At 64.6% G+C, this 24,826-nt stretch carries 22 protein-coding genes and 1 pseudogene; 12 read left to right on the top strand and 11 right to left on the bottom strand.

Annotated features, from left to right (window positions below):
- Positions 1 to 226: 226 nt before the first annotated feature.
- The gene (locus QWY79_RS15625) at positions 227 to 697 is read left to right on the top strand and encodes a phosphate-starvation-inducible PsiE family protein (protein WP_290274847.1); all 471 of its coding nucleotides are present in this window, start codon (positions 227 to 229) and stop codon (positions 695 to 697) included.
- Here QWY79_RS15625 and QWY79_RS15620 read toward each other — a convergent pair whose 3' ends face one another.
- From QWY79_RS15620 to QWY79_RS15580, 9 genes are all read right to left on the bottom strand, one after another.
- A complete protein-coding gene (locus QWY79_RS15620) occupies positions 698 to 1,669 on the bottom strand; it encodes a branched-chain amino acid transaminase (RefSeq protein WP_290274845.1) in 972 nt (323 codons plus the stop codon).
- Positions 1,647 to 2,786, bottom strand: coding sequence for a class II histone deacetylase (locus QWY79_RS15615; protein WP_290274844.1), 1,140 nt, complete (start codon positions 2,784 to 2,786; stop codon positions 1,647 to 1,649). Before QWY79_RS15615 ends, QWY79_RS15620 begins: the two co-directional genes overlap by 23 nt.
- Positions 2,783 to 3,724, bottom strand: coding sequence for a bifunctional Delta(1)-pyrroline-2-carboxylate/Delta(1)-piperideine-2-carboxylate reductase (gene lhpI / locus QWY79_RS15610; RefSeq protein WP_290274842.1), 942 nt, complete (start codon positions 3,722 to 3,724; stop codon positions 2,783 to 2,785). Before lhpI ends, QWY79_RS15615 begins: the two co-directional genes overlap by 4 nt.
- A 1-nt stretch (position 3,725) precedes the next feature.
- Entirely contained in the window at positions 3,726 to 4,082 is a 357-nt protein-coding gene (locus tag QWY79_RS15605) for a RidA family protein (RefSeq protein ID WP_141318351.1), read from the bottom strand.
- Between the two features lie 44 nt (positions 4,083 to 4,126).
- The gene (locus QWY79_RS15600) at positions 4,127 to 5,161 is read right to left on the bottom strand and encodes a histone deacetylase family protein (RefSeq protein ID WP_290274837.1); all 1,035 of its coding nucleotides are present in this window, start codon (positions 5,159 to 5,161) and stop codon (positions 4,127 to 4,129) included.
- 23 nt (positions 5,162 to 5,184) lie between these two features.
- Positions 5,185 to 6,462: a TRAP transporter large permease gene (locus QWY79_RS15595; protein WP_290274834.1), complete on the bottom strand. Its 1,278-nt coding sequence runs from the start codon at positions 6,460 to 6,462 to the stop codon at positions 5,185 to 5,187.
- Positions 6,459 to 7,034 carry a TRAP transporter small permease gene (locus QWY79_RS15590; RefSeq protein WP_290274832.1) on the bottom strand — a complete coding sequence of 192 codons (576 nt, stop codon included), beginning with the start codon at positions 7,032 to 7,034 and terminating at the stop codon, positions 6,459 to 6,461. Before QWY79_RS15590 ends, QWY79_RS15595 begins: the two co-directional genes overlap by 4 nt.
- Positions 7,035 to 7,129: 95 nt before the next feature.
- On the bottom strand, positions 7,130 to 8,206 hold the full coding sequence (locus QWY79_RS15585) for a TRAP transporter substrate-binding protein (RefSeq protein ID WP_290274830.1): 1,077 nt from the start codon (positions 8,204 to 8,206) through the stop codon (positions 7,130 to 7,132).
- Positions 8,207 to 8,343: 137 nt separating this feature from the next.
- A complete protein-coding gene (locus QWY79_RS15580; RefSeq protein WP_290274827.1) occupies positions 8,344 to 9,138 on the bottom strand; it encodes an AraC family transcriptional regulator in 795 nt (264 codons plus the stop codon).
- A gap of 256 nt (positions 9,139 to 9,394) precedes the next feature.
- On the opposite strand from QWY79_RS15580, the gene QWY79_RS15575 reads away from it, so the two are divergent.
- The 8 genes and pseudogenes from QWY79_RS15575 (at position 9,395) to iadA (ending at position 17,728) form a co-directional block, all read left to right on the top strand.
- Positions 9,395 to 10,570 carry an alcohol dehydrogenase catalytic domain-containing protein gene (locus QWY79_RS15575; protein ID WP_290274823.1) on the top strand — a complete coding sequence of 392 codons (1,176 nt, stop codon included), beginning with the start codon at positions 9,395 to 9,397 and terminating at the stop codon, positions 10,568 to 10,570.
- Positions 10,567 to 11,631, top strand: a complete 1,065-nt coding sequence (locus QWY79_RS15570) for a proline racemase family protein (RefSeq protein WP_290274820.1) — start codon at positions 10,567 to 10,569, stop codon at positions 11,629 to 11,631. The genes QWY79_RS15575 and QWY79_RS15570 overlap by 4 nt, the downstream gene beginning before the upstream one ends.
- A gap of 87 nt (positions 11,632 to 11,718) precedes the next feature.
- Positions 11,719 to 12,204 carry a LabA-like NYN domain-containing protein gene (locus tag QWY79_RS15565; RefSeq protein WP_290274817.1) on the top strand — a complete coding sequence of 162 codons (486 nt, stop codon included), beginning with the start codon at positions 11,719 to 11,721 and terminating at the stop codon, positions 12,202 to 12,204.
- A gap of 133 nt (positions 12,205 to 12,337) precedes the next feature.
- Entirely contained in the window at positions 12,338 to 12,577 is a 240-nt protein-coding gene (locus QWY79_RS15560; RefSeq protein ID WP_141318332.1) for a hypothetical protein, read from the top strand.
- Between the two features lie 160 nt (positions 12,578 to 12,737).
- Positions 12,738 to 12,881, top strand: a pseudogene (locus tag QWY79_RS15860) (IS481 family transposase); the annotation flags it as partial.
- A 173-nt stretch (positions 12,882 to 13,054) separates the two neighbouring features.
- Positions 13,055 to 13,903, top strand: coding sequence for a cyanophycinase (locus QWY79_RS15550; protein WP_290274812.1), 849 nt, complete (start codon positions 13,055 to 13,057; stop codon positions 13,901 to 13,903).
- Positions 13,900 to 16,521: a cyanophycin synthetase gene (gene cphA, locus QWY79_RS15545; protein ID WP_290274809.1), complete on the top strand. Its 2,622-nt coding sequence runs from the start codon at positions 13,900 to 13,902 to the stop codon at positions 16,519 to 16,521. Before QWY79_RS15550 ends, cphA begins: the two co-directional genes overlap by 4 nt.
- Positions 16,522 to 16,546: 25 nt before the next feature.
- The gene (iadA, locus tag QWY79_RS15540; protein ID WP_290274806.1) at positions 16,547 to 17,728 is read left to right on the top strand and encodes a beta-aspartyl-peptidase; all 1,182 of its coding nucleotides are present in this window, start codon (positions 16,547 to 16,549) and stop codon (positions 17,726 to 17,728) included.
- A 204-nt stretch (positions 17,729 to 17,932) separates the two neighbouring features.
- Here iadA and norR read toward each other — a convergent pair whose 3' ends face one another.
- Positions 17,933 to 19,477, bottom strand: a complete 1,545-nt coding sequence (gene norR, locus QWY79_RS15535) for a nitric oxide reductase transcriptional regulator NorR (RefSeq protein ID WP_290274803.1) — start codon at positions 19,475 to 19,477, stop codon at positions 17,933 to 17,935.
- Between the two features lie 300 nt (positions 19,478 to 19,777).
- On the opposite strand from norR, the gene hmpA reads away from it, so the two are divergent.
- Complete coding sequence (hmpA, locus tag QWY79_RS15530; protein WP_290274801.1) at positions 19,778 to 20,962, top strand: NO-inducible flavohemoprotein; 1,185 nt, start codon at positions 19,778 to 19,780, stop codon at positions 20,960 to 20,962.
- A gap of 21 nt (positions 20,963 to 20,983) precedes the next feature.
- On the opposite strand, the gene QWY79_RS15525 is transcribed toward hmpA, so the two are convergent.
- On the bottom strand, positions 20,984 to 21,877 hold the full coding sequence (locus QWY79_RS15525) for an AraC family transcriptional regulator (protein ID WP_141318326.1): 894 nt from the start codon (positions 21,875 to 21,877) through the stop codon (positions 20,984 to 20,986).
- A gap of 179 nt (positions 21,878 to 22,056) precedes the next feature.
- On the opposite strand from QWY79_RS15525, the gene QWY79_RS15520 reads away from it, so the two are divergent.
- Entirely contained in the window at positions 22,057 to 23,109 is a 1,053-nt protein-coding gene (locus QWY79_RS15520; RefSeq protein ID WP_290274798.1) for an NAD(P)-dependent alcohol dehydrogenase, read from the top strand.
- A 100-nt stretch (positions 23,110 to 23,209) separates the two neighbouring features.
- Complete coding sequence (locus QWY79_RS15515; RefSeq protein ID WP_290274795.1) at positions 23,210 to 24,208, top strand: NADP-dependent oxidoreductase; 999 nt, start codon at positions 23,210 to 23,212, stop codon at positions 24,206 to 24,208.
- The last annotated feature ends 618 nt before the right edge of the window (positions 24,209 to 24,826 follow it).

Genomic DNA, 24,826 nt, shown 5'->3' with positions numbered 1-24,826 from the left:
CGTTGCCCGACTTGTCGGGATGCAAGGGACACTGACACTGCCACGACACGGATGCCAGGGTGCAGGAAGCCCCTGAGGGAGATCGGCATCAGGACGCTGCCCAGGGAGGACGACTCGATGGCGCCACGTTGCTCGGCAGCGTGGCGCCCTTGTGTTGATAGAGGCGGTTTGGGGATCTCTCGCGAGCGGGCTAAGATAGCCGGGCAAGCCCTGCCCAGGAGACACCATGACCCCGAATCGCGATCCCGGACATCACCAGATTCTGCATGATGAGTTGCCGGAAGAGCACGATGACCCTCTGATCGGCGTGCTGCACAAGGCCATACGCGTCGGCGTCAGGGTCCTGGCCGTGCTGATGGCCTTCGTCATCCTGTGGGGCATCTTCGATGTCGTCTATGTGCTCTATCAGCAGCTCATGCAGCCGCCCTTCCTGCTTCTCGAAGTGGGCGACATCTTCAAGCTGTTCGGTGCCTTCATGGTGGTGCTGATCGCCATCGAAATCTTCGTCAATATACGACTCTATCTGGGCACCAATGTACTGCCCATTCAACTCGTCGTGGCGACGGCCCTGATGGCCATTGCGCGGAAGGTCATCGTGCTCGACCTCAACACCCTGTCCCCCCACTACATTGTCGCCATTGCCGCCGTGGTGCTGGCCCTCGGCGTGACCTACTGGCTGGTCTCACGCCAGCAGTGATCAGCCGGCCGGCGTCAGCCAGCTCGCATAATCCCTCAGGTCATCCCCCAGGTCACCACGGGTAACGCGCTGGTAGAGCGCCTGGATGCGCGCCGTGAAGGAATCGGCAGCCACCGGCTCAGTGGCTGCCGGCGCACCCTTCAAGGCGCCGATATGGCGCCCGTCAAGCTCGCGCAGCGGCAAGATCTCGGCCGCCGTGCCCGTGACGAAGGCCTCATCGGCGGTATACAGCTCGTCACGCGTGATGCGGCGCTCCACCACCTCGGTGCCCAGCACGTCCCGCGCCAGCTGAATCACACTGTCGCGCGTGATGCCCTGCAGGCAGGAAGTGGTCGGCGGGGTATGCAGGACGCCGTCGCGCAGCAGGAAGATATTGGCGGCCGAGGCCTCCGCCACATAGCCCTCGGTATCCAGCATCACGGTCTCGTCGAAGCCCGCCTTGACGGCGCTGTTCAGGGCCATCATGGAGTTCACGTAATTGCCGTTGGTCTTGGATCGACAGGCCGTGACATTGACATGATGACGCGACCAGGAAGCGGTGATGGCCCGCAGCCCCACCGACGCCGCTTGCGGCGTGATGTAGGCGCCGAGATCCCAGGCGGCCACCATCACGTGCGTGGTCAGGCCCTTGGCACGCAAGCCCAGGCCCTCGGCACCCAGGAAGATGGTCGGCTTGAGATAGGCATCCTGCAGCTCATTGTGCACCAGACACTGCCGCTGGGCCTCGATCAGCGACTGACCGTCGAAGGCCAGCGGAATATCGAGAATATGGGCGCTTTCCACCAGCCGGCGTGTATGAGCCTCGGCCCGGAAGAGATGGGTCCCGGACGGACCCGAGTAGGCACGCACGCCTTCGAAACAGCCCATGCCATAGTGCAGGCTATGGGTCAGCAGGTGTGTCGTGGCATCCCGCCAGGCGACCCAGTCGCCATCCAGCCAGATCCAGCCATCACGATCGTACAGAGGCGTCATGTGTCTCTCCCGAGCTCTTGAATGATCCGAACCAGCGACGCCGCCAGTCATCCATCAGTTGACGCTGATGCGACTGCAGGTCCTGATACCCCCAGGCCGCGATTTCCTCGTTCTGCGGGTCCGGCAGGGCGATACGGCTACCGCTCAAGGCCTGAATCACGGCATGGCCGCAGAACGGTACATAGCCTTCCGAATAGCCGCCCTCGTGGATGAACACCAGCCGCCCCTCACAGAGACGGGCGGTCAGGTCGCGCAGCGCCCTGGTCATGTCACCGAAGGCGCGGCTGTTGAGCATCATCTTGCCCAGCGGGTCCTTGGCGCAGGCGTCATAACCGCAGGCCACGATCACCATGTCCGGTGCGAATGCTTCGATGGCCGGCACGATCAGCGTCTGCATGGCATAGTCATAAGCCCCGAGGCCGCAGCCCGGCGGCAGCGGCAGGTTGAGGTTGGTACCCCGCCCGTCGCCACTGCCGAACTCCTCGAAAGCCCCGGTCTCCAGTGGATAGTTGCCGTCCTGATGCACCGAGATGGTCAGCACCTCGGGGTCGTCATAGAACGCGGATTGCTGACCATTGCCGTGATGCACATCCCAGTCGAGAATGGCGACGCGTTTCACCAGTCCCTGGGCTCGCGCCTGGAGCACCGCCACCGGAATATTGCCCAGCAGGCAGAAGCCCCGTCCCTGGTCCGCCTCGGCGTGATGCCCGGGGGGCCGGCACAGGGCATAGGCATTGCGCAGCTCGCCTCGCGCCACCGCCGTCACGGCGCCCATGGCCAGGCCGGCGGACTGCCGCGCCGCGGCCAGACTGCCCGGCAGATAAGGCGCACAGTCACCGGCATCCCCGCCCTGGGCGGCATCACCCGCCTGCAGGCGCGCCAGATAGTCCGCAGTATGAAACCGCTGCAGCGCCTCATCCGGGGCCGGCGGGGCCTTGACCACCTGCAGCTCATCGATCAGGCCCGAGACCTCCAGCAGGTTCTTCAGCCGGCGCTTGCTCTCGGGACTTTCCGAGGCCGCCTGGGGCTGGCGATATTCGCCGGTCGAGGCAAAGACCCCGATCGCACCAGGGTCATGCCAGAAACACCGCTCGTGCCAGAAAAACCCCGTACTCACTCGGCGTCGCTCCGGGCTTCCCAGACCTCGATGGCCGCCGCCAGGTCCTCCAGCGAGGCCCCCACCGACTTGAACACCGTGATGGCCTCGGGTCCGCTGCGCCCCGGTCGGCTGCCGGACACCAGCTCGGCCAGCTCGGCCCGCATGTCCTCGAAGGCGAAGGCGCCCTCGTCGATGGCCTGATGGATATCACCGGCTTCACCACGGGCCCCCGCATAGGTATCGACGAACACCTCGCCACGCCGCAGGCACTCGCCATCGGTCTCGCGCATGCTGGGGCGAAAGGCGCCGATCAGGTCCAGGTGGGTGCCGGGCGACAGCCACTCGCCGCGCACCAGCGGCTCGCTGGACAGCGTCACGCAGCTGATCAGGTCGGCCTCACCACAGGCGGCTTGCAGATCCGTCACCGCTCGGGTCTCGAAGCGCTCGGCATAGGCCGCCGCGATCTTCTCGGCCTTTTCCGGCTGACGCCCCCAGATCAGGACGCGCTTGATCGGCCGCACCGAGGCGTGTGCCTCGATGACCATCGGCGCCAGCTTGCCGGTGCCGACCACCAGCAGGGTCTCGGCGTCTTCCCTCGCCAACTCGCGAGTGGCAAGCGCAGAGGCCGCGGCCGTGCGACGCCGGGTGAGCTCGCTGCCGTCGATGCAGGCCAGCGGGCGCCCGTGCTGCCCCTCGCTGAGGAAATAGACGCCCGAGATGGCCGGCAGGCCGTGCTGAGCGTTCTGGGGGAAGACATTGACCATCTTGACGCCGATATAGCCATCCTGCTCCCAGGCCGGCATCAGCAGCATCGTGGCTTCACCGTCATGACGGTGCATGGCGTGATGATGCCGCGGCGGCGATTCCACGCCATGCTGGAAGATATCGGCCAGGCGGTCGACCAGCGCCGGCCATGCCAGGCTGGACGCGACCTGTTCGGCATCGATGATACGCATATCAGCCCTCCGGCAGCGCTGCCACGACCATGATTTCGACTTTCCACTCGGGCTTGGCGAGCTGGGCCTCGACCGCGGCGCGCACCGGCGGACGTCCCGGCGTCACCCAGGCATCCCAGGCGGCGTTCATCTCGGCGAACTCCGCCATGCTGTTGACCCAGATCTGCGCCGAGATCAGCTGGTCGCGCGAGGTGCCGGCCTGCTCGAGCAGGCTGTCGATGCGCGCCAGTACCTGTTCGGTCTGTTCTTTCATGCCCGCACTGGCATCGCTGGGCACCTGGCCCGCCAGGTAAACGGTGCCATTGTGAATGGCGATCTGGCTCATGCGGGCGTTACTGTCGTGAAGGGTCAGGCTCATGGTTTCTCTCGTCTCAAGTAAGCGAAATGTCGCGAATGGCGCCTTCAGGCACCGGTGAAGCCATCCATGAAGGCGGCAAGGTTGTGACTCAGGTATTGCGTGGGGTATCCCCCTTCCTGGACCAGCACCGTGGGCAGGTCCAGTCGGGCGAGTCGCCGCCCCACCTCGACGAAGTCCTCGCGCTCGAGCGCCAGCCCGGCCAGAGGATCAGCCTTGTGAGCATCCAGCCCCAGCGCCACGACCACGGCCTGGGGAGCGAAGTCCGTCATGCGCGCCAGCAGGCTGTCGAGCGCGGCGAGGAAGGCCCGGCCGTCGCTGCCCAGCGTCAGTGGCAGATTGACATTGGTGCCGCGCCCCGGGCCGCTGCCGGTTTCATCGGCGCCTCCCCAGTAAAAGGGATAGAAGTCCGCCGGGTCGGCATGCAGTGACCCTGTCCAGACATCATCACGCGCGTAGAAGATATCCTGGGTGCCATTGCCATGATGCAGGTCCACATCGACGATGGCCACGCGCGAGAAGCTCTCCCGCAGCACCGTGGCCGCCAGGGCCGAATTGTTGAGGAAGCAGAAGCCACCGGCGCGCTCCGGTCCGGCGTGATGCCCCGGCGGGCGACACAGGGCATAGGCCTGACGCTCGCCGCCACTCACCGCCTCGGCGGCCACCTGGGCGGTCGCCGCGCTGGCCAGGATGCCGGCAAAGCTGTCGACGGTGATCGGACAGGCCATGTCGTGCAGATGCCAGCCGGCCTGCCCCACCGGATGGCGCGGGTAGTGATAGCCCCCGCCGCAGGGATGCACATTGGGCGCGACGATCTCGGCCGCATCCGGCAGGGCCTGCCAGCGCTCATGGATGGTTTCCAGAAACGTCAGGTAGCGCGGCGTGTGAATGCAGGCCAGGCGCTCCCGGAGCACCGCACTGTCGACGCATCCCGGCGCCGTCAACGACAGGCCGGCTTCGGCCAGGCCCTCCGCCAGCAGCTCGGCACGCACCGGCCCCTCCGGCGAAGGCGCCGGCCGGCCCCGCAGCAGAAAATTCTCCGGGGCATGGCGCTCCTGGTCGGGATGATAGAAAAACCTCATGCTCGGTATCCTTTCAGCAGCCTTCACCCCAGCAGGGAGGGAATCCAGGTAGAGAAGAACGGGAAGGCCGCCAGCAGCATGACCACACCGATGAAGGCGCAGTAGAACGGCAGTGACGCCACGATCGCCTTCTCGTAGGGCACCTCGGCGATGCGTGCCGCCGTCATCAATGTCATGCCGACTGGTGGCGTCACATTGGCGATGTTCAGGGTGACGATCATGACGATGGCGAAATGCAGCGGATCAAAGCCCAGCGACACCATCGCCGGCACGACCACCGGCCCGATCACCACCAGTGCCGGCAGCACGTCCATGACGGTACCCAGCACGATCAGCAGCAGGCACACCAGCATGATCTGGATGAAGGGCACATCGCTGAGAGTGGTAATGATCTCGGCCGCCTCACGCGCAATACCCGAGCGCGTCACGAACCAGCCGAGCACCGCCGAGGTGGCCAGCAGGAAGAACACCACACCGGAAAACTTCACCGTGGTGACCAGGGCCTTCCAGATCTTCTTGAGGGTCAGATTGCGGTAGAAGACCACGCCGATGAAGATGGCGTAGACCGCCGCGAAGCCCGATGCCTCGGTAATGGTGGTCATGCCCGAGAGAATGCCACCGAGAATGATCAGCGGCACCAGCATCGCCGGCAGCGCCGTGAGAAAGGCCATGAAGGCCATGCGCAGCGGTGTGCCCGCCTGCTTGGGATAGCCGCGCATCCAGGCCAGCACGATGCTGGTGACCAGCAAGGCCCCGGTCATCATGACACCCGGCAGGATGCCGCCGGCGAACAGATCGATGACCGAGGTATCGCGCAGCAGGGTGGCATAGACCACCATCACCACACTCGGCGGAATGATGGGCCCGATGATCGACGAACAGGCCGTGATCGCCGCCGCATATTCGGCGTCATAACCCTGCTTTTTCATCTCCGGGATCATGATCTTGCCGATCGCCACGGTATCCGTGATGGCGGCACCGGTCAGCCCCGCGAAGAACAGCGACACCGTCACGTTGACGTGGGACAGCGAGCCGCGAATGCGACCGAAGAGCGCATTGTTGAAGGCGATCAGTTTCTGGGTCAGACCGCCCAGGTTCATCAGCTCGGCGGTGAAGATGAAATACGGCACGGCGATCAGCATGTAGCCGGAGACCCCGGAGAACATGCGATCGGCAATGATCCCCACCAGGCGCTCACCGCCCAGCGAGTAGACACCGGCAACACCCGAGATCGCCATGACGATGGCCACGGGGGCGCCGATCAGCAACACAACAACAAAAGCAATGATGGCAGGCGTCATGAGCGCGACTCCTTGTCCTGAGCCGTGGAGCCAGGCTCCTCGTTATCGTCACTGTGCAGTGCTTCCTCGATCACTTCGGCCTCGTCGGTGAAGTGTTCCAGCAGACTGAAGCCATGCACCAGATGCAGCAGGAAGATCACGCCGGCAATCGGCACCGCGACGGCCGTCCACTTGCGCGAAATCTGGATGGCGTCCGACACCATGTAGACCTGTGACGCGTTCTGGAAAAAGCCCCAGCCATACCAGATCACCAGCACGGCGAAGAAGGCGATGACCAGCAGGGTCAGTACGGCGGCCACCTTGACCAGCGACTCGGGCAGGATGCGCATCAACAGCGTCATGGCGACGTGTTCGCCGGAATGCAGCGCAATGGTCGAGGACAGCATGCCGATCCACGGCAGGAAGAGTCGGGCCAGTGAATAGGTCCAGCTGAGCGCGCCCCCGGTGAAGAGCGTATACAGAAAGCCCGTGAAGGAGATCGCCAGCATGCCGAGAATGCAGGCCACGCAGATGACGATCGCGACCTGGTTGACGGCATCGCTGAGGCGACGGGCCTGGGTCAATAAAGCCATGGACGATACCCGAAGCTAGGTGCGTTAGGAACTGCGGCAGCGGCCAGGTCCCTACCTGCCGCTACCGCACCCGATGGGGTCAGCCAGTGTCGTGCTTACTGGCCGTAACGCTGGAAGGTTTCTTCCGGCTGGGACTGGCGCAGTTCGTCGACCTTGCTCAGCATGTCCTCGACCAGCTGCTCATCGGCGCCGAAGTCATTGACGATCCAGTCCTTCCAGGCCGGCCGCGCGATTTCGGCCATGCGCTGACGCTCGTCGACGGGCATGATGTAGCACTCCTCGAACAGCTCGCAGGACTCCTGCCAGCTGGCCGTGGCCAGCATGGCCGAGGCACCGTGGCTCAGCTGCACGGCTTCGCGCGCGGCGCTGGTGACGATGCGCTGATATTCCTCGGGCAGTTCCTGATACCAGGTCTCGCTGACCATCCAGGAAGCGCTGTTGTAGACGTGACCGGTCAGGGTCGTGTAATTGGTGACCTCATCCAGGCCATAGGTGGTGTTGATCACCGGCGCATTGAACTGGCCGTCGGCCAGGCCGGTTTCCAGGGCAGTGATCAGCTCGCCCCAGGGCAACGGCGTGGCGGAAGCCCCCAGCGCCTTCATGGTTGCCACGTGGGCAGGGTTTTCCTCGGTGCGGATGTTCAGGCCCTCGAGGTCCTCGACGGTCTTGATCAGGCGCTCGTTGTTGGTAAAGGCAACGAAGCCGCCCCCATCATCGAAGGTACCCAGATAGCGCATGTCGGCTGCTTCGATGGTGCCGGACATGAAATCGGCGAACCACTGACTGTCGAAGAACGCCCAGGCCTGGCGCCAGTTGTCGAACAGGAAGGGAGCCGTGACGATCTGGTAGTCTTCATAGAAGGACGACATGGCGCCGGACGTCAGCACCGTGGATTGCAGGGCGCGGCCGCCGGCCTGCACCTGGGAGCCGGTTTCCACCTCGGAACCCATCTGGCCGCCGCCGAAGATGCTGACCGCCAGGTCACCATCGGTGCGGGTTTCGACCTGCTCCTTGAAGTGCACCAACGCCGGGTAGATGCTGTTGTTCTTGAGGTTTTCGGGAATCAGCGTCGAGATTGCCATCTCGTAGGACTGGGCCTGAGCCTGAGTGCTGGCAATGGCCAGGGGCAAGGCGGCTAGCGCCGCCCAGCGGGCAACGGAAGTCTTTTGCATCGTTTCGTCCTCGCGTCTTTGCTGTTGTTGTTGTTCGCCGGGTAGCCCCGCAACGAACCGCTACCCAGCAATGTAGAAAGCGTGACGAAATCCTGCTTGCCTGCAAATGAGAACTTTTTGCCCGAGACTCGCGCACCCTATCCCTGGGCAAGCGCTTCGCTCAGACGTCGCTCGCGGGAAGGCGAAACCTCGAAGGCCCGCCGATAGGCCCGGGAAAAGCTACCCTGATCGCGGAACCCGACCAGGGCCGCCACCTGCCCGAGGCTCAGGCCACTGTGGTTGACCAATGTCCGGGCATGATCGAGGCGGCGTTGCTGCACATAGGCCAGGGGCGTCATGCCCATGCGCTCGCGGAAGCAGGCATGGAAATGGCCGACACTCAGGGCACACTGGGCGGCCAGGCAGTCGACACGGATTTCCTCGGCCAGATGCCGATCGATCCAGTCGTCCAGGCGCGCCATGTCCAGCCGGCCATCCCGCCCGGCGGCATAGGCACCCCCGGGGCCGGAAAGTGGCTGTGATTCGAGATGCAGGTACAGCGCGCGCAGTAGCAGTGCGGCAATCTCGCTGTGCAGCGCCGGACATTGCTCGAGCTGCTGCATCAGGCTGTCCGCCAGACGATTCAGTTCCGGCGGCACCCCGAAGAAGCGCGGCTTGTCGAAGAGCCGTTCCATCTCGCTGGCATCGCGCAGGTCCGGCAGGCTGGCCACCGGGATGTCCAGCACGAAGGTGCGGTTGTTGCCATCGCCGAGATATTCATGATGGTGGGCACAGGGAATCAGGCAGCCACGACTGCCGGTGACCCGTTCGGCATTGCCTTCGATGGACAGCTCGGTGGCGCCTCTGGTTGCCAGAATCAGTTGATGGTGGCCATGCGAGTGGGCCACGTGTTCACGTGCAAGATTGGTGGCGCGTAGATCAAGGAGTGACATCGCGCAGACCCCGGCAATGATGGTGAAGACCATTTCACCATGCGCCTACCCCGGCAGCACTTCAAGCAGCCCCCCACAACCCCATGTCAACGCTGTGACAGCCACGGAAAAAATGCGTCAGTCGACAGGGAGAAATCGGAAAAAAACCCCAGTGGTCATCCGCCGATTGTTTGCTATTGTCGGCGGCTTGCGCCTCTGGCCCGCCGGACCGGACGCGCCACATATCTCAGCCATCCCCCAAGCGAGGAGTACGCCGATGGGTTCACGCCCCCTGCCCGAGACGGTCCCCACCACCATGTCGGCCATGCTGCTCACCGGCCACGGCGACATCGACACCCTGGTCTATCGCCAGGATGTGAGCACGCCGACGCCCCGAGCCGGTGAAGTGCTGGTCAAGGTGACGGCCACCGCCAAGAACAACACCGACCGCAAGGCCCGCGAAGGGCTCTACCCGACCAAGGACAAGGGCGAGGTGGCTTCCTTTGCCATGGGGGGCTCGCCGACCCTGACCTTTCCGCGCATCCAGGGCGCCGATATCGTCGGCCGGGTCGTGGCCGTGGGCGACGGCGTCGACGCAGCACGCCTGGGCGAACGCGGCCTGCTCGACTTCAACCTCTATGCCGACCAGCGCCGCAACATCAACCTGACACCCGACTACTACGGCCATGGCGCGGATGGCGGTTACGCGGAGTACGTCGCCGTGCCGGCCGACCAGTTCCATCAAGTCGCCAATCCGGAACTGAGTGACGCCGAACTGGCCGCCATGGGCATGTGCTCCTATCAGACGGCCTATCACATGATGACCTCGGCAGGCATCAAGGCCGGCGAGCGTGTCCTGGTCACCGGTGCCAGCGGCGGCGTGGGCACCGCCCTGATCCAGCTGTGCCGCACCATCGGTGCCGTGCCCTATGCCCTCAGCCAGCAGGACAAGGCAGGCCCCCTGCTCGACCTCGGCGCCGAGGCCGTGCTCGACCGCTCCGACATGAGCGGCTTTACCGAGCAGGTCAAGGCCGTGACCGGTGGCGCGCCCATCGACGCCGTCATGGACCTGGTGGGCGGCGAGATGACCGACCGCTTCATCGATACCATGATCTTCGACATGCAGGCCCGCGACAGCTATCCGCGCCTGTCCATCGCCGGCGCCAGCGGCGGCAACATCAGCGAGATCATGTGGACGCGCATCTACCTTTATCAGGTACAGATCTTCGGCGTCTCCCACGGTACGCGTGAAGAAGCCGAGCAGCTCATCGCCTGGATTCGCGGCGGCCAGCTCAAGCCGGTGCTGCATGCCGCCTTCAAGCTTTCCGAACTGCACGCCGCGGAGCGCTACTTCGTCAATCGCGGCAGCCATTACCTGGGCAAGATCGTCATCGTGCCGGACAGCGAATGGGCATCGCATGGCGCCCCCCACGCGCTCGAGGAGACCTCATGAGCTATCGCCCCCATGCCCAGGCCAAGAGCCTGCGACTGCTGGACACCCACGCCGGCGGCGACGTGAGCCGCATCGTCCTCGACGGTATCGCCGACCTGCCGGGCGATACCGTGCGCGCCCGGATGGAGTACCTGCGCGACGATGCCGACGGCCTGCGCCGACTGCTGCTCGAGGAACCCTATGGCATTCCCGAGATGTCCGTGGACCTGATCGTGCCGGCCACCGACCCCCAGGCCGTGGCCGGTTACATCATCATGGAGGTCATGGGCTATCCCATCTATTCCGGCTCGAACACCATCTGCACCGCCACCGCCGTGCTGGAAGCCGGGCTGGTGGAAAAGCGGGAAGGTTGGCAACGCTTCATGCTCGAGGCGCCGGCCGGTCTGGTGCAGATCGATGCCCTGGTCAAGGATGACGTGGTGGAAGCCATCACCTGCGAGGGCCTGCCCAGCTACATCGACACCTATCGGGCCAGCATCCATGTGCCGGACATCGGCGATGTCACCTACAGCGTCGCCTACAGCGGCGGCTTCTATGCCCTGGTCGATGCCACCGAGCTGGGCTTCAAGCTGGTCAAGGAAGAAGAGCGTCAGCTGGCCGATTGCGCCCACCGCATCGTCGAGGCCATTCAGGCCGAACGCGGCTTTTCGCACTACACCCTGGGCGATGTCGGCCCCCTGCCCTTCCTGCACTTCATGGGGCCGGTGCACCAGGTCGCCGATGACTTCTACCGCTCGCGCTCGGCGACCTACGTGCATCCCGGCGTGATCTGTCGCAGCACCACCGGCACCGGTACCTCGGCACGTCTGGCGCTGATGAATCATGAAGGCCGGATTCAACCCGGCGACAAGCTGGAGACCGTCTCGCTGCGCGAAACCGGCTTCATCGGCGAGTTCACCGGCACCCACCAGGTCGGCGAGCATCAGGTCGTCGACAACACCATCACCGGCAAGAGCTACGTCCTCGCGGACTCGTCGATCATCGTCAATCCCGAGGATCCCATGGTGAAGGACTGGAGCTTTTATCATATCCTCGAGTCGAGCGACGACGACGCGAGCTGAGCCCCGGCCGATCCGGCCCCCGGCTCGGTAGCGTCCTGTGTCGACCGGGCGGACACCCGTCCGCCCGGTATTCAACGAGAGTGCCGCATGCCGCGCGTCCTGATCCTGCTCGATGTCCAGAACCTGTACTACACCAGCCGTCACGCCTATCAGCGCAATGTCGACTACAACGCCTTGTGGGCCCGCGCCACCGCCGGGCGCGAGGTGTCACGCGCCATTGCCTATGCCATCGACCGCGGCGACGCCAAGCAGCGTCAGTTCCAGAATATCCTGCGTGCCATCGGCTTCGAGGTTCGCCTCAAGCCCTTCATCCAGCGCGCGGATGGCTCGGCCAAGGGCGACTGGGATGTCGGCATCACCCTGGATGCCGTCCGCCACGCCGGCGCCGTGGATGTCGTGGTGCTGGCATCCGGCGATGGCGACTTTGCCCTGCTCGCCGACACACTGCGCCAGGAGCATGGTGTCGCGGTGGAAGTCTACGGCGTCCCCAGCCTCACCGCCGAGGCGCTGATACGTTCGGCGTCGCGTTTCATTCCCATCGAGGGGAAGCTGCTGCTCGGCCAGTCACGCTGACGGTCACGATTCTTGACAATAAAAAAACACTGTTTCGCTGCACTACAGCCGCCGCATGGCGTATCATGTGCGCTCCGATGGCAAGGGATGCCATCTCCTCCCATGAATGCGCACGTTACAGGTAACAAGCAGGATGCTTTTCAGCAAAGCGTCTGCCTATCTCGCCGGCATCTTCATCACTACCGCCCTGCTCTGCGGTGGGCTCCATTTTGTGGCCCAGCATGTCATCGTCGGTCAGAGCACTTTGAACGAGCCCCAACTACTCGTGCCACTCGGCTGGCTCTCGTTGGGGCTCGCCGGGCTCCTCGGCATGCTCAGCCTGGTTGGCTGGAGCGTCGAACGCCTGCGCCCGGGTCGCCTGGCCGGCGAGTGAAGGCCGTCACGACGACTTGAGCCCCAATCGTCCGGCCTAGCGATGCAGATTCCCCGGGGCCATGCCGAGCGCCCGGGGCATCGCGTGACTGGTGACCGCTAGCAAAGCACGCCTGGCGCGGGATGGGAGTATGTCCATGTAGCCATCGACGCTCACTCGCTCGGATGAGCGCTACAGGCACCTGCCTGCCCGGCTTCATCAGTACAATTGGCACCGCCCGCATGCCAGTCTCGATTACCATTCTCCAGTTAGCCGTCTGGGCCTTTCCGTGAACAACCTGGTGGGTTTACACAGCCAGGCGTGATCACTCATCGACAAAATCCTTCCTCGATCAAGCGTTTGTTCTAGCCGCGCCGGCGGCTGGCTGCTATACCGTGATACAAGGGCTGGGAAGCATCCGGAGATTCATCGACCTGCTCACTTGGCCATTGGCTGTTGATATTTCCTCAAGAGCGTCGCTGGGCGACGAAAGGGATCATGACCTCTCAACGGATCGCCATACCCGGTCACATCGTTGCGATCGGTGGAGCCGAGGATAAGACATCCGACCTTGAGATCCTCAAGCAGGTATTCGCTCTCGCCCCCAGAGGCAGTAACGATGTTGCTGTGATCGCCACCGCCAGTAGCATCCCCGATCAGATACTCCCCGACTACAAAGCGGTCTTCACGCGCCTGGGCGCCGGCCATGTCCATGCGCTCGACATCCAGAGCCGCAAGCAAGCCGCCGATCCCGACAATGTCCGGCTGATCGAACACAGTGGCGTGATCTTCTTCACCGGTGGCGACCAGTTGCGCCTGACCAATTTGTTGGGCGGCTCGGCAACGCTGAATGCCGTCCGCGCACGCCTGCTCGCCGGCGCCGTCGTGGCCGGCACCAGTGCCGGCGCAGCGGCCATGCCAGGAACCATGATCTACGATGGCAACGCCACGGATGCCCTGCGCAAGGGGGCCGTCAACATGACTTCCGGTTTCGGCCTCGTCGATGGGCTGGTCATCGATAGCCACTTTCTTGAACGTGGTCGTTTCACGCGCTTGATGGAGGTCGGTGCAAGCAACCCGGAGCACCTGGGCGTGGGACTCGGCGAAGATGCCGCCGTGATCATTCATCCAAGCCGGATTCTCGAAGCCATCGGGCCAGGGCATGTCATCCTCATCGACAGCCGTGAACTGGCAAGCTCGAACATCTCCGAGCTGTCGATGGGAGGGACAGTGGCCATCGAGCACATGGTCATACATGCGCTGATCAGCGGCCACGGCTTTGACATCGAGGCACGACGCTACCTGACCCCCGACAAACTCAAGGCCTGCCTTGCGGAGACAACGTGAATATCCTCGAACACCGAGCCCTACGCGGCCCCAATTACTTCAGCCGCTACCCGGCTATTCTCATGCGGCTGGACATTGGCGAGCTCGAGGAGCGGCCCAGCGACACCGTCCCCGATATCACCGAACGGATCACTGCGCTCATCCCAACCCTGCAGACCCATCGCTGCTCGGTCGGCCGGCCCGGCGGCTTCCTGGAACGGCTGGCACGTGGCACCTGGGCCGGTCACGTCGTAGAGCACGTCGCCATTGAGTTGCAGAACCTGGTCGGCTTCTCGGTCGGCTATGGCAAGACGGTCGACAGCTACGACACCGGCATCTACAACGTGGTCTACCGCTATCGGGATGAGGCCTGCGGCCTGGCAGCCGGGGTCGAAGCCGTCGATATCGTCACTCGGTTGTTCAACGGGGATGACATCGATATGGCCGCCATCATCGACCGTCTCAAGACGGTGCGCGATGCCCACATGCTGGGCCCCTCCACCGCATCGATCGTCGATGCGGCCAAGCGCCGCGACATCCCCTACACACGCCTTAGTGAAGAAAGCAGCTACCTGCAACTGGGGCATGGCCACCTCCAGCAGCGCATCCAGGCAACAGTGACCTGCCGTACCAGCCTGCTTGGCCACAGCATCGCCGGCGACAAGGACTGGACCAAACAGATCCTCGGCGATGCCGGCATCCCGGTCCCTCTCGGGCAAATTTGTGAATCGCTCGATGAGGCGCTCAAGGCCGCGCACCTCGTCGGCTATCCGGTGGTGGCAAAACCGCTGAGCGGCAATCATGGCCGCGGCGTGAGCACCGACCTGCAGGATGACCAGGCGCTGCGCGCCGCCTACGAAACGGCCTACCGGGAGCATCCATCGGTCATCATCGAGCAACACATCAAGGGCGAGGATCATCGTCTGCTGGTGATCGATGGCAAGCTCGTCGCCGCGGCTCGGCGACGCCCCGCCCATGTGGTCGGCGACGCAACATCCACACTGCAAGCACTGGTGGACCAGGCCAATCAGGACCCCCGCCGCGGCATTGGTCACGAGAACCTGCTCACCCGAATCCACCTGGATGAGCAGTCGCACCGGTTGATCGCTCAGCAGAACCTGACCCTGCAAAGCGTGATCGCCCAGGACGAAGTCGTCTACCTGAAGTCCACGGCCAACCTCAGTTCCGGCGGCACCGCCACGGACGTGACCGACGACCTTCACCCCGCGGTTCATCATGCCGCGGAACGCATCGCGCGGCTGATCGGACTCGACATCATCGGCATCGACCTGATCGCCGAGACCCTGACCCGACCACTGGAGGAGCAGGCGGCCGCGGTCGTCGAAGTCAATGCCGGCCCAGGATTTCGCATGCACCTGTCGCCGACCCACGGGCAAGGGCGTGATGTTGGCCAGCACGTCATCGACATGCTGTTCCCCGACGGGAGCAACGGCCGCATTCCCATCACCGCGGTGACCGGCACCAACGGCAAGACCACGACGGTGCGACTGCTCTCGCACCTGCTGCGCCATGCGGGACGAAAGGTTGGCATGGCCTGTACCGGCACCATCGAGATCGATAACCATGTGATCATGCGCGGCGATTACAGCGGCCCTCAGGCGGCCGCCATCGTGCTGCGTGAGCCAACTGTCGAACATGCCGTGCTCGAAGTCGCCCGGGGCGGCATCATGCGCCGTGGACTGGGTTTCGACGAGTGCGACGTGGGCGTGCTGCTCAATATCGGCAGTGACCACCTCGGCGAGCACGATCTGCATACACTCGACGAGCTGGCGCGTTGCAAGACGGTGGTCATCGACGCCGTGCGCGAGGGCGGAACCGCCGTGCTCAATGCCGACGACCGCTATGTGCTGGAAGGTCAGCAATGGGCGCGTGGCAACATCATCTTCTTTACGCTGGATCCCGACTCACGCGCCATCCGCGAGCATGTTCGCGAACAAGGGGTGGCCTTCACCATTCACCATGAGCAGATCGTGATGCGCCAGGGCCGCGTCGAGGCCGATGTCATCCCCATCAATGACGTGCCCATCACCTTCGAGGGGCATGCCCGCTTCAACATCGCCAATGCCCTGGCCGCCAGTGCCGCCGCCTACGCGTTGGGCCTCAACATTGCCGATATCCAGACCGGGCTGCAGACCTTTCACCCCACACCCGGTCAAAATCCCGGACGCACCAATCTCGTCGCGGCTGACGGTGTACAGGTACTCATCGACTACGGTCACAATGTGCCGGCGCTCGAGGCACTCGACGAGCTCGTCAGCAGCCTTCCAGCGCGACGTCGCATCAGCGTGGCGAGTGCCCCCGGCAATCGTCGTGACGAGGACCTGATGGCGTTGGGCGCCCAGCTTGCCAGGATGCACGACGTCGTCTTCATCTGCGACCCTCTGCCCCGAGGGCGGGCCGCCGGCGAGGCCGCCGGATTACTCCGCGATGGCGCAGCTTCAGCGGGGGCTGCCTGCCAGCTCGAGATCGTCCTCGACGAGCACATGGCGATCGAAAGAGCCTTCGATGAGGCCCGTGAGGGCGACCTGCTGGTCCTGTTGATCGATGATATCGACGGCGCCATCGAACGCCTCCGCGGGCGACGCTTCTCGTCCGCCCCCACTGCCGAGTCGGGATGAGCGGCGACAACCATCGAGAAACCCCATGACGCCTCGTATCGACCAGGACAGACCACTGATCACCCTGCTGAGGGTCGGTCGTCTCCACGCGCCGGAACCGCGCGAAGAGACCGACCTGCTGATCGCCGACGGACGCATCGCGGCGTTGGGACGCGACCTCGCCATACCGTCAGGCTGGCCCGTGCACCTGGTGGAGGCTCGCGACCTCACCGCCGTTCCCGCCTTCATCGATCAGCATGTCCATGTCACCGGCGGTGGTGGCGAAGGAGGCTTCGGCACTCGCTGCCCGGAGATCACCGCCACCGAGATCGCCGCCATGGGTATCGGCACGGTGGTGGGCGTGCTCGGTACCGACAGCCTCAGCCGCTCGCCGGCGGACCTGCTGGCCAAGGTCCGCGGCCTGCGCGCCGAGGGTATCGACGCCTACCTGTACACAGGCGCCTATCGCGTTCCACCGCCGACTCTCACCGGCGACCTCCAGCAGGACCTGGCCTGGATTCCCGAGGTCATCGGCCTGGGCGAGCTGGCGATCGCGGATCACCGCTCCAGCCAGCCGCGTCAGGACGAGATCGAGCGTCTGGTCAGCGAGGTGCGCATCGGCGCCTTGCTGGCTGGCAAGCGGGGCATCTGCCACTTTCATGTCGGCGACGGTGAGCGCGGCCTGGAACCGCTGCGCCGGTTGTTGTCCGAGACCGAGATTCCCGCCGACCAGGTCATTCCCACCCACGTCAATCGCCGCCATGCCCTGCTCGACGAAGCGGCTGAATACGCGCTTACCTTCGGCGCCAGCATCGATCTGACGGCCTTCGAGGATCCCGGCGAAGAAGGCCTCTCAGCCTTCGATGCGGTAGTGCGGCTGCTCGAGCGCGGCGTGCCACGCAAGCAAATCACCATCAGCTCCGACTGCAACGGCAGCCTGCCCGAGTTCAACGCACAGGGCGACTACGTCGGCATGCGCGTGGCACGCAATACCGCCCTGATCAGCGACTGGCAGCGCCTGGTGCGTGAAGACATCCTGCCGCTCGAGCAGGCCCTGGACCTGATCGCCGGCAACGTCGCCCGTGTGCTCGGGCTACAGGCCCGCAAGGGACGGCTGGCCGTGGGGTTCGATGCCGACGTGACCCTGCTCGACAGCAAACTCCAACCCCAAGCCACATTCGTGGCGGGCCGCTGCGTGTATCAAGCAGCAACCTCTCCCGGGACATGATCAACCGGATCAACGAGACCACCTTCGACTCAATCAAGCCTGATCGAGGAACTGCACCATACCCAGCGACTGCAGCGCCTGATCGAGGCTAGGGCCTGGAACCCGAGCGCTATCGCACCATGCGTCTGCACCTGATTCCTACCGAGCCGGACATTGAGTCACTCAACGCCCCTGATCAGATGAACGCCTAGTGGAACATGCTCGCTAGGCCTTCAGGCCCAACCGCCCGGCCAGGCGATGCAGATTCCCCGGGTCCATGCCGAGCGCCCGGGCCGTCGCCGCCCAGTTGTGCTCATGCTCGGCCAGGCGCTGCTGAATCAGACGCCGTTGGAAGGCCGCAGTCGCTTCCCGCATCGAGGCCTCTTCCCCGGGTGTTGTCTGAGGTCGGTCTTCGTCCACCGACGCCCCGCTACTCGATGACCGGTGCGGCAGGTCGAGATGCGCCGGCGATATCAACAGCGTCGAACGACGCACGTCCCCCGCTGCCCCACTGGATGCCTCGCCCAGTGCCCGCAGTGCCGCCCTGGCCAGGGTGTGCTCCAGCTCGCGCACATTACCCGGCCAGTGCCAGGCCAGCAGCGCGGTCTGGGCCTCATCCTCCAGGCGCAGGTTGCCGAGCCCGAGACGAATGCGGTTCGTCTCCAGGAAATGGCCCGCCAGGAGTGGCATATCCTCGAGCCGCTCGCGCAACGGCGGAACCCGCAACGGAAAAACGCTCAGCCGATGGTAGAGGTCGGCGCGAAAGCGGCCTGCCGCCACCTCCGCGGCCAGATCGCGGTTGGTCACGGCGATCACCCGCACATCGACCTTGCGCGGCGACTCGGCGCCCAGCGGCTGGATGTCGCCCTCCTGCAGCGCGCGCAACAGCTTGGGCTGCAGCGCCAGCGGCAGTTCGCCGATTTCATCCAGCATCAGGGTGCCACCATCGGCCATCACGAAATGACCACGCCGATGCTCGGTCGCCCCCGAGAAGGCCCCGCGACGGTGGCCGAACAGCTCGCTCTCGATCAGCCCTTCCGACAGGGTGGCGCAATTGACCTGCACCAGCGGCCCCTCATGACGCCGCGAGCGACGATGCAGGCCCTGGACCACCAGCTCCTTGCCGACGCCGGTTTCCCCATGCAGCAGGACACTCATGTCGGTGGGAGCCACCATCTCGATGGCCTCAGCGAGCCGTTGCATGGCCGCACTCTTCCACCGCCGGTCGATCTCGGCCGAAGGAGGCCGGGCCAGGGCCTCGTTGAGCCGGGTTCGCGTCGCCCTCAAGCGTTCGGCGAGACGCAGGCAGGTCCCCAGCAGACGCGCAATGCTCAGCAGCTGCTCATCATCCAGCACATCGAGACTGCCCGGCTCGAGGGCATCCAGCGTCAGCACACCGATCAGCCGCTGCTCGTCGCGCAAGGCCACCCCCAGGCAGTCATGCACATCGCTGAGATCATCATCCAGCAGACCATCGAAGGGATCCGGCAGGGGACTGTGCTCGGCAAACCGGCACACACCGGGATGGTTGGCAATCGCCGCCAGCCGGGGATGCTCCTGCAGGGCAAAGCGTCGCCCCCGCACTTCATCACTCAGCCCCAGCATGGCCACCGGACACAGCGCCTCGCCATCCGCCACCATCAGGGTGCTGGCATCGGCCGGAAAGTCGCCCACCATGGCCTCCAGCAGCTGCCGCCAGTGGGCTTCGGAGGCCTCATGCTCGGCAAGCTGTGCCAGCAAGGCACGCAATGCCTGAAGAAATGCCGTCATGCTAGCGCCTTGTGTCGATCGCGGGGATATCCACGGGGAACACTGTCATCATGACACCATGGTGTCATTTTGACGATTGTCCTTTTGATCATGGTACCTGCCTGCCTGACTGGCCTGGCTTCAACCTGATCGGCAAGTTCTTTCTCCTGCTCCATGACCCCAGATAATTCAGTGTCTTATGAAGGCCATGCGACAGGATGTCGCAATGACACACCCATGGCACGGCCCTTGCTCCTGTCAGCATGAAGCCCGCCGTTGCACGGCAGGCCCTGCGTCACTCGATCACCGACAGGAGACACCATGCTCACCCAGGCCCAGGAAACCATCATCGCCGATACCGCCCCGGTCGTCGCGGAGCATCTGAATGCCATCACCGCGCACTTTTATCCGCTGATGTTCGAGCGTTACCCGGAGGTCAAGCCGCTCTTCAATCAGGCTCATCAGGCCGATGGGGGCCAGCCGCGGGCACTCGCCGGTTCGGTGCTGGCCTATGTGCAGTTACGCCAGGACCCGGCCCGGGCGCGGCACGTGCTGGAAAGCGTGGTCAACAAGCATGTGTCGCTTAACATCCAACCGGACCAGTACCCGATCGTCGGCGAGTGCCTGATGGCGGCCATCGGCGATGTGCTGGGTGACGCCGTGACGCCCGAGGTCGCGGATGCCTGGGGAGCCCTCTACCAGGAACTGGCAGACCTGCTGATCGAGCTCGAGGGCCAGCGGTATCGCGCCTTCGCCGCGGCACCCGGCGGCTGGCGAGGCGAGCGGCGCTTTCGTATCGCCTGCACTCGTCAGGAGAGCGCGGTCATCCGCTCCTTCGTGCTCGAACCGGAAGATGGCCAGGCCGTCGCCGATTTTCAGCCGGGTCAGTTCATCGGCGTGCGCCTGATGATCGACGGCACTCCCGTCTATCGCCACTACAGCCTGTCGGCATCACCCAATGGCCGCAGCTACCGGATTTCCATCAAGCGCGAAGCGCAGGGACAGGTCAGTCGCCACTTCCATGACAACCTGGACGTCGGCGATGTCATCGAACTGCTGCCACCGGCCGGTGACCTGACGCTGCCGGAGGAAGGCCAGGACCCGATCATGCTGCTGAGCGGTGGTGTCGGCCAGACACCGATGCTGTCGCTGCTTCGCCAGGCCCTGCAGCAGGGGCGCCGTGTCACCTACCTGCATGCCGCCCGGGATCAGGCCCAGCATGCCTTTGGCGACGAATTGCAGGCCTGCCGGCGCGACTACCCCCAGCAGCTCGAGGTCGTGACCCTCTACGAGCAGGCCGACGAGTACCCGGCGCAGGCGCCCTCCGGTCGCGTGACCCGTGCACTGTTGGCCGAGCACCTGCCAAGTGGCAACCCACGCTGCTATTTTGTCGGCCCCCAGGGCTTCATGGTGGCCGTCAACCAGCACCTGGCGGCGCTGGGCGTGCCGGAAAGCCATCGTCATTTCGAGCACTTCGGTCCCGCACGGGCACTGGAAGCAGCTTGAAGGTCAGACCGGTCGAGTGTCTCAGGAAGCCTGCAATGCCCGTTCCTGCTGACGGTGCTTGAGGGGAGAGTCACCGAAACAGCGCTTATAGTCGCGACTGAACTGCGAGACACTGCGGTAGCCTACTGCCTCGGCGGCCTGATTGACATTGCAGGCCTCCTGCACAAGCAGCTGCTGGGCCTTGATCAGCCGCAGCCGTTTCAGATACTGCAACGGCGAGGCCTGGGTCACCTGCTTGAAGTGCTGGTGAAAGGTCGAAGGGCTCATGCTGGCCTGTTGTGCCAGCGTCTCGATGGCGACATCCGCCGCATAATGCTCGTGCAGCCAGGTCAGTACCTGAACGATGCGCGAATAGTGGCCATCATGCTGCACCAGGGCACGCATCGCGGCGCCCTGCTCGCCCTTGAGCGCTTCGAACACCACATCGCGGACCCGGGCCTCGCCCATGGCCGTCGTCTCGGCCGGGTCATGCAGGGTGCGCAGCAGGCGCTCGACAGCCGCTTGCATGCCGGCTGTCATGGACACCGAATCCATGGGAGTCGGCGACTGCTCCACCTCGGGCTCGCCCATGGCCGTGACCAGCTCGCCGAGCAGTGCCGGGTCGAAGCGCACCGAGACGCCCAGCAATGGTGCCTCCTCGGACGCGTGCGTCTCGCACTCGAAGGGCAGCGGCAGAGTCTGCACCAGATACTGACCGGGGCCGTAATGGATCTCCCGATCCCCCAGATGACCGACCTTGTGCCCCTGGGCAACAATGATCAGGCTGGGATCATAGATCAGTGGCGTGCGCGGCACCGGACGTCGCGACGCCATCAGCGTGACGGATGGCAGGGAGGTCGGCATATAGCCATCACGCTCGACCAGCGGGGCGATCAGCTCGATCAGCGGACAGGGTCGCGCGGCGGACTCGGTCATGCGGCTCCTTGACGGCATCAGGCAAATGAATGAAACAATTTTAGCCCCTTGAATAGCGCCGCGTCGCCGCTGACTGGAGGAATTGACAAAAATTCCGGAGAAACCTCGGTCCTGTCCGGTGCCGACCGGCCCCATAATGCGGGGGTACATCAACCCGATGGAACCAACAGGAGAGCCCCATGAGTGCCACTCGTGCCTATGCCGCTCAGGCAAGCGACCAGCCCCTGACCCCCTTCAACTTCGAACGTCGCCAACCCCGCCCGGACGACGTTGCCATCGAGATCCTCTACTGCGGCGTCTGCCATTCCGATCTGCACTTCGCCCGCAACGACTGGGGCTTCAGCCAGTACCCGCTGGTGCCGGGCCACGAGATCGTCGGCCGGGTCACTTCCGTCGGCGATGATGTCAGCCAGTTCAAGGTCGGCGACATGGTCGGCGTGGGCTGCATGGTCGACTCCTGCCGTCACTGCCAGGCCTGTGCCGAAGGCGTCGAGCAGTACTGCCTGGAAGGCATGACCATGACCTATGGCAGCCCGGATCGCCAGGACGGCACCATGACCCAGGGCGGCTATTCCGACAGCGTGGTGGTCAGCGAGCACTTCGTGCTGCGCATGCCCGAGGGTCTCGACCCGGCTGCCGCCGCGCCGATCCTGTGCGCCGGCATCACCACCTATTCGCCGCTGGTCCACTATGGCGTCAAGCCCGGCCACAAGGTCGGCGTCATCGGCATGGGCGGCCTGGGCCACATGGGCGTCAAGCTGGCCAAGGCGCTGGGCGCCGAGGTCACCGTCTTCACGCGCACGGAGGCCAAGGTCGAGGAAGCCCGTCGCCAGGGCGCGGATCACGTCGTCGTCTCCGGCGATGACGCCCAGATGGAAGCCGTGGCCGAAACCTACGACTTCATGCTCGACACCGTGCCGGTGCAGCATGACTTGAACCCCTACCTGGCCACGCTCAAGTACGACGGCATCCATATCATGGTCGGCCTCGTCGAGCCCATCGAGCCGGCGATTCAGGGCGCCAACCTGGTCTTCAAGCGGCGCGTGCTGGCCGGCTCGCTGATCGGCGGCATTCCCGAGACCCAGGAGCTACTCGACTTCTGCGCCGAGCACAACATCACCTGCGATATCGAGACCATCAACATCCAGGACATCAACACCGCCTACGAGCGCATGGAGAAGGGTGACGTACGCTACCGCTTCGTCATCGACATGGCATCGCTCAAGGACTGATCGGCCGAGCCTTACAGGTCGCTTCATAACACTGGCCGCCTCCAGGGGCGGCCGGTCGTTTTGCTCCAGCCGATAGTCCGGTTCTTACAGGAGAACTTGCATGCAGTCCCGCTTTTTCACCCTCACCGATCACCCCCAGGGCACGCCGGCTCGCGAGCTGTTCGCGCTGCGCGAAGCCGAGCTCGGCGAGCTCGCCGACGGCGAAGTCCGGGTGCGCAATACCTGGTTGTCCGTCGATCCCTACATGCGCGGCCGGATGACCGGTGTCACCACCTATATCGAACCCTTCGAGCTGGGCGCGCCGCTCGAGGGCGCGGCCATCGGTGACGTCATCGAATCCCGTGCACCAGACTTCCCGGTAGGCACCAAGGTCCGCCACATGCAGGGCTGGCGCGATATTGCCCAGCTGCCGGCCAGCCACCTCGAGCCCCTGCCGGGTCATGACGTGCCCGAGCAGGCCTATCTGGGCGTACTGGGCATGCCGGGCATGACCGCCTGGGCCGGGCTCAACCGCATCGCCGAGATGCAGCCGGGCGACAACGTCCTGGTCAGCGGCGCGGCCGGTGCCGTGGGCTCGCTGGCGGTGCAACTGGCCAAGGCCAGGGGTGGCACCGTGGTCGGCATCGCCGGCTCCCAGGCCAAGCTCGACTGGCTCGAATCCCTGGGCGTCAAGGCGGTCAGCTACAAGGACCGCGACGCCGGCGAATTGACCGCCGCCCTGCTGGACGCCTGCCCCGAGGGCTTCGACGTCTATTACGAAAACGTCGGCGGCGTCTGCCTCGAAGCGGCACTGAACACCCTGCGCGTCGGGGCGCGTATCGCCGTGTGCGGCCTGATTGCCGGCTACAACGACACCGCCCCGGCCCCCGGCCCCAGCAACCTGGCCATGGTGCTGATTCGCCGGGCGCGCATGGAAGGCTTCATCGTCTTCGACCACTGGTCGCACTACCCGACCTTCCTCGAGGAAATCGGCCCTCAGGTAGCCCGCGGCGACCTCGAACACGACGAAACCGTGATCGACGGCCTCGAACAGACCCCCGACGCCTTCCTGAAGCTCTTCGAAGGCGCCAACCGCGGCAAGATGCTGGTAAGACTCTGAACCCTTCCGGGCAGGCCGTTCCCCCACGACCTGCCCAACCCCAAACGCCCATCACCGCGGCCCGTGTCTCCCAGCCCCCCCTCGCCTGTCGCCTGTCGCCTGTCGCCTGTCGCCTGTCGCCTGTCGCCTGTCGCCTGTCGCCTGTCGCCTGTCGCCTGTCGCCTGTCGCCTGTCGCCTCTCTCTTCCCTCTTCCCTCTTCCCTCTGCCTTCAGCTTTTCGCGACCCGCCCGCGGCTTGCTTCCAACCGCTCGTTTCTCGTCGCTCGCGACTCGCTTCCTGCACCACGCCACTTCCAGCTTCCGGCTTCCAGCTTCCAGCTCTTCCCTCTTCCCTCTTCCTTCTTCCCTCTTTTTATCTTCCCTCTGCTTTCAGCTTTTCGCGACCCGCCCGCGGCTTGCTTCCAACCGCTCGTTTCTCGTCGCTCGCGACTCGGTTCCTGCACCACGCCACTTCCAGCTTCCGGCTTCCGGCTTCCGGCTTCCAGCTTCCAGCTCTGGTGTGACCCCGAAAAAGTAGACACCTTGTCTCAAGCCGCTAACTCATAGGCTCTGGGCGCCACTCCGCCCAGAGTCTCGTGAGCACGGATTCCATCATAATACTCACAGATGTAATAGCGC

It is taken from the genome of Halomonas sabkhae, from assembly GCF_030409265.1.
In the GTDB taxonomy this organism is placed as follows: domain Bacteria; phylum Pseudomonadota; class Gammaproteobacteria; order Pseudomonadales; family Halomonadaceae; genus Halomonas; species Halomonas halmophila.
Note: the sequence above shows the minus strand (reverse complement) of the source record. Positions and strands in the feature narration are given on the sequence as shown.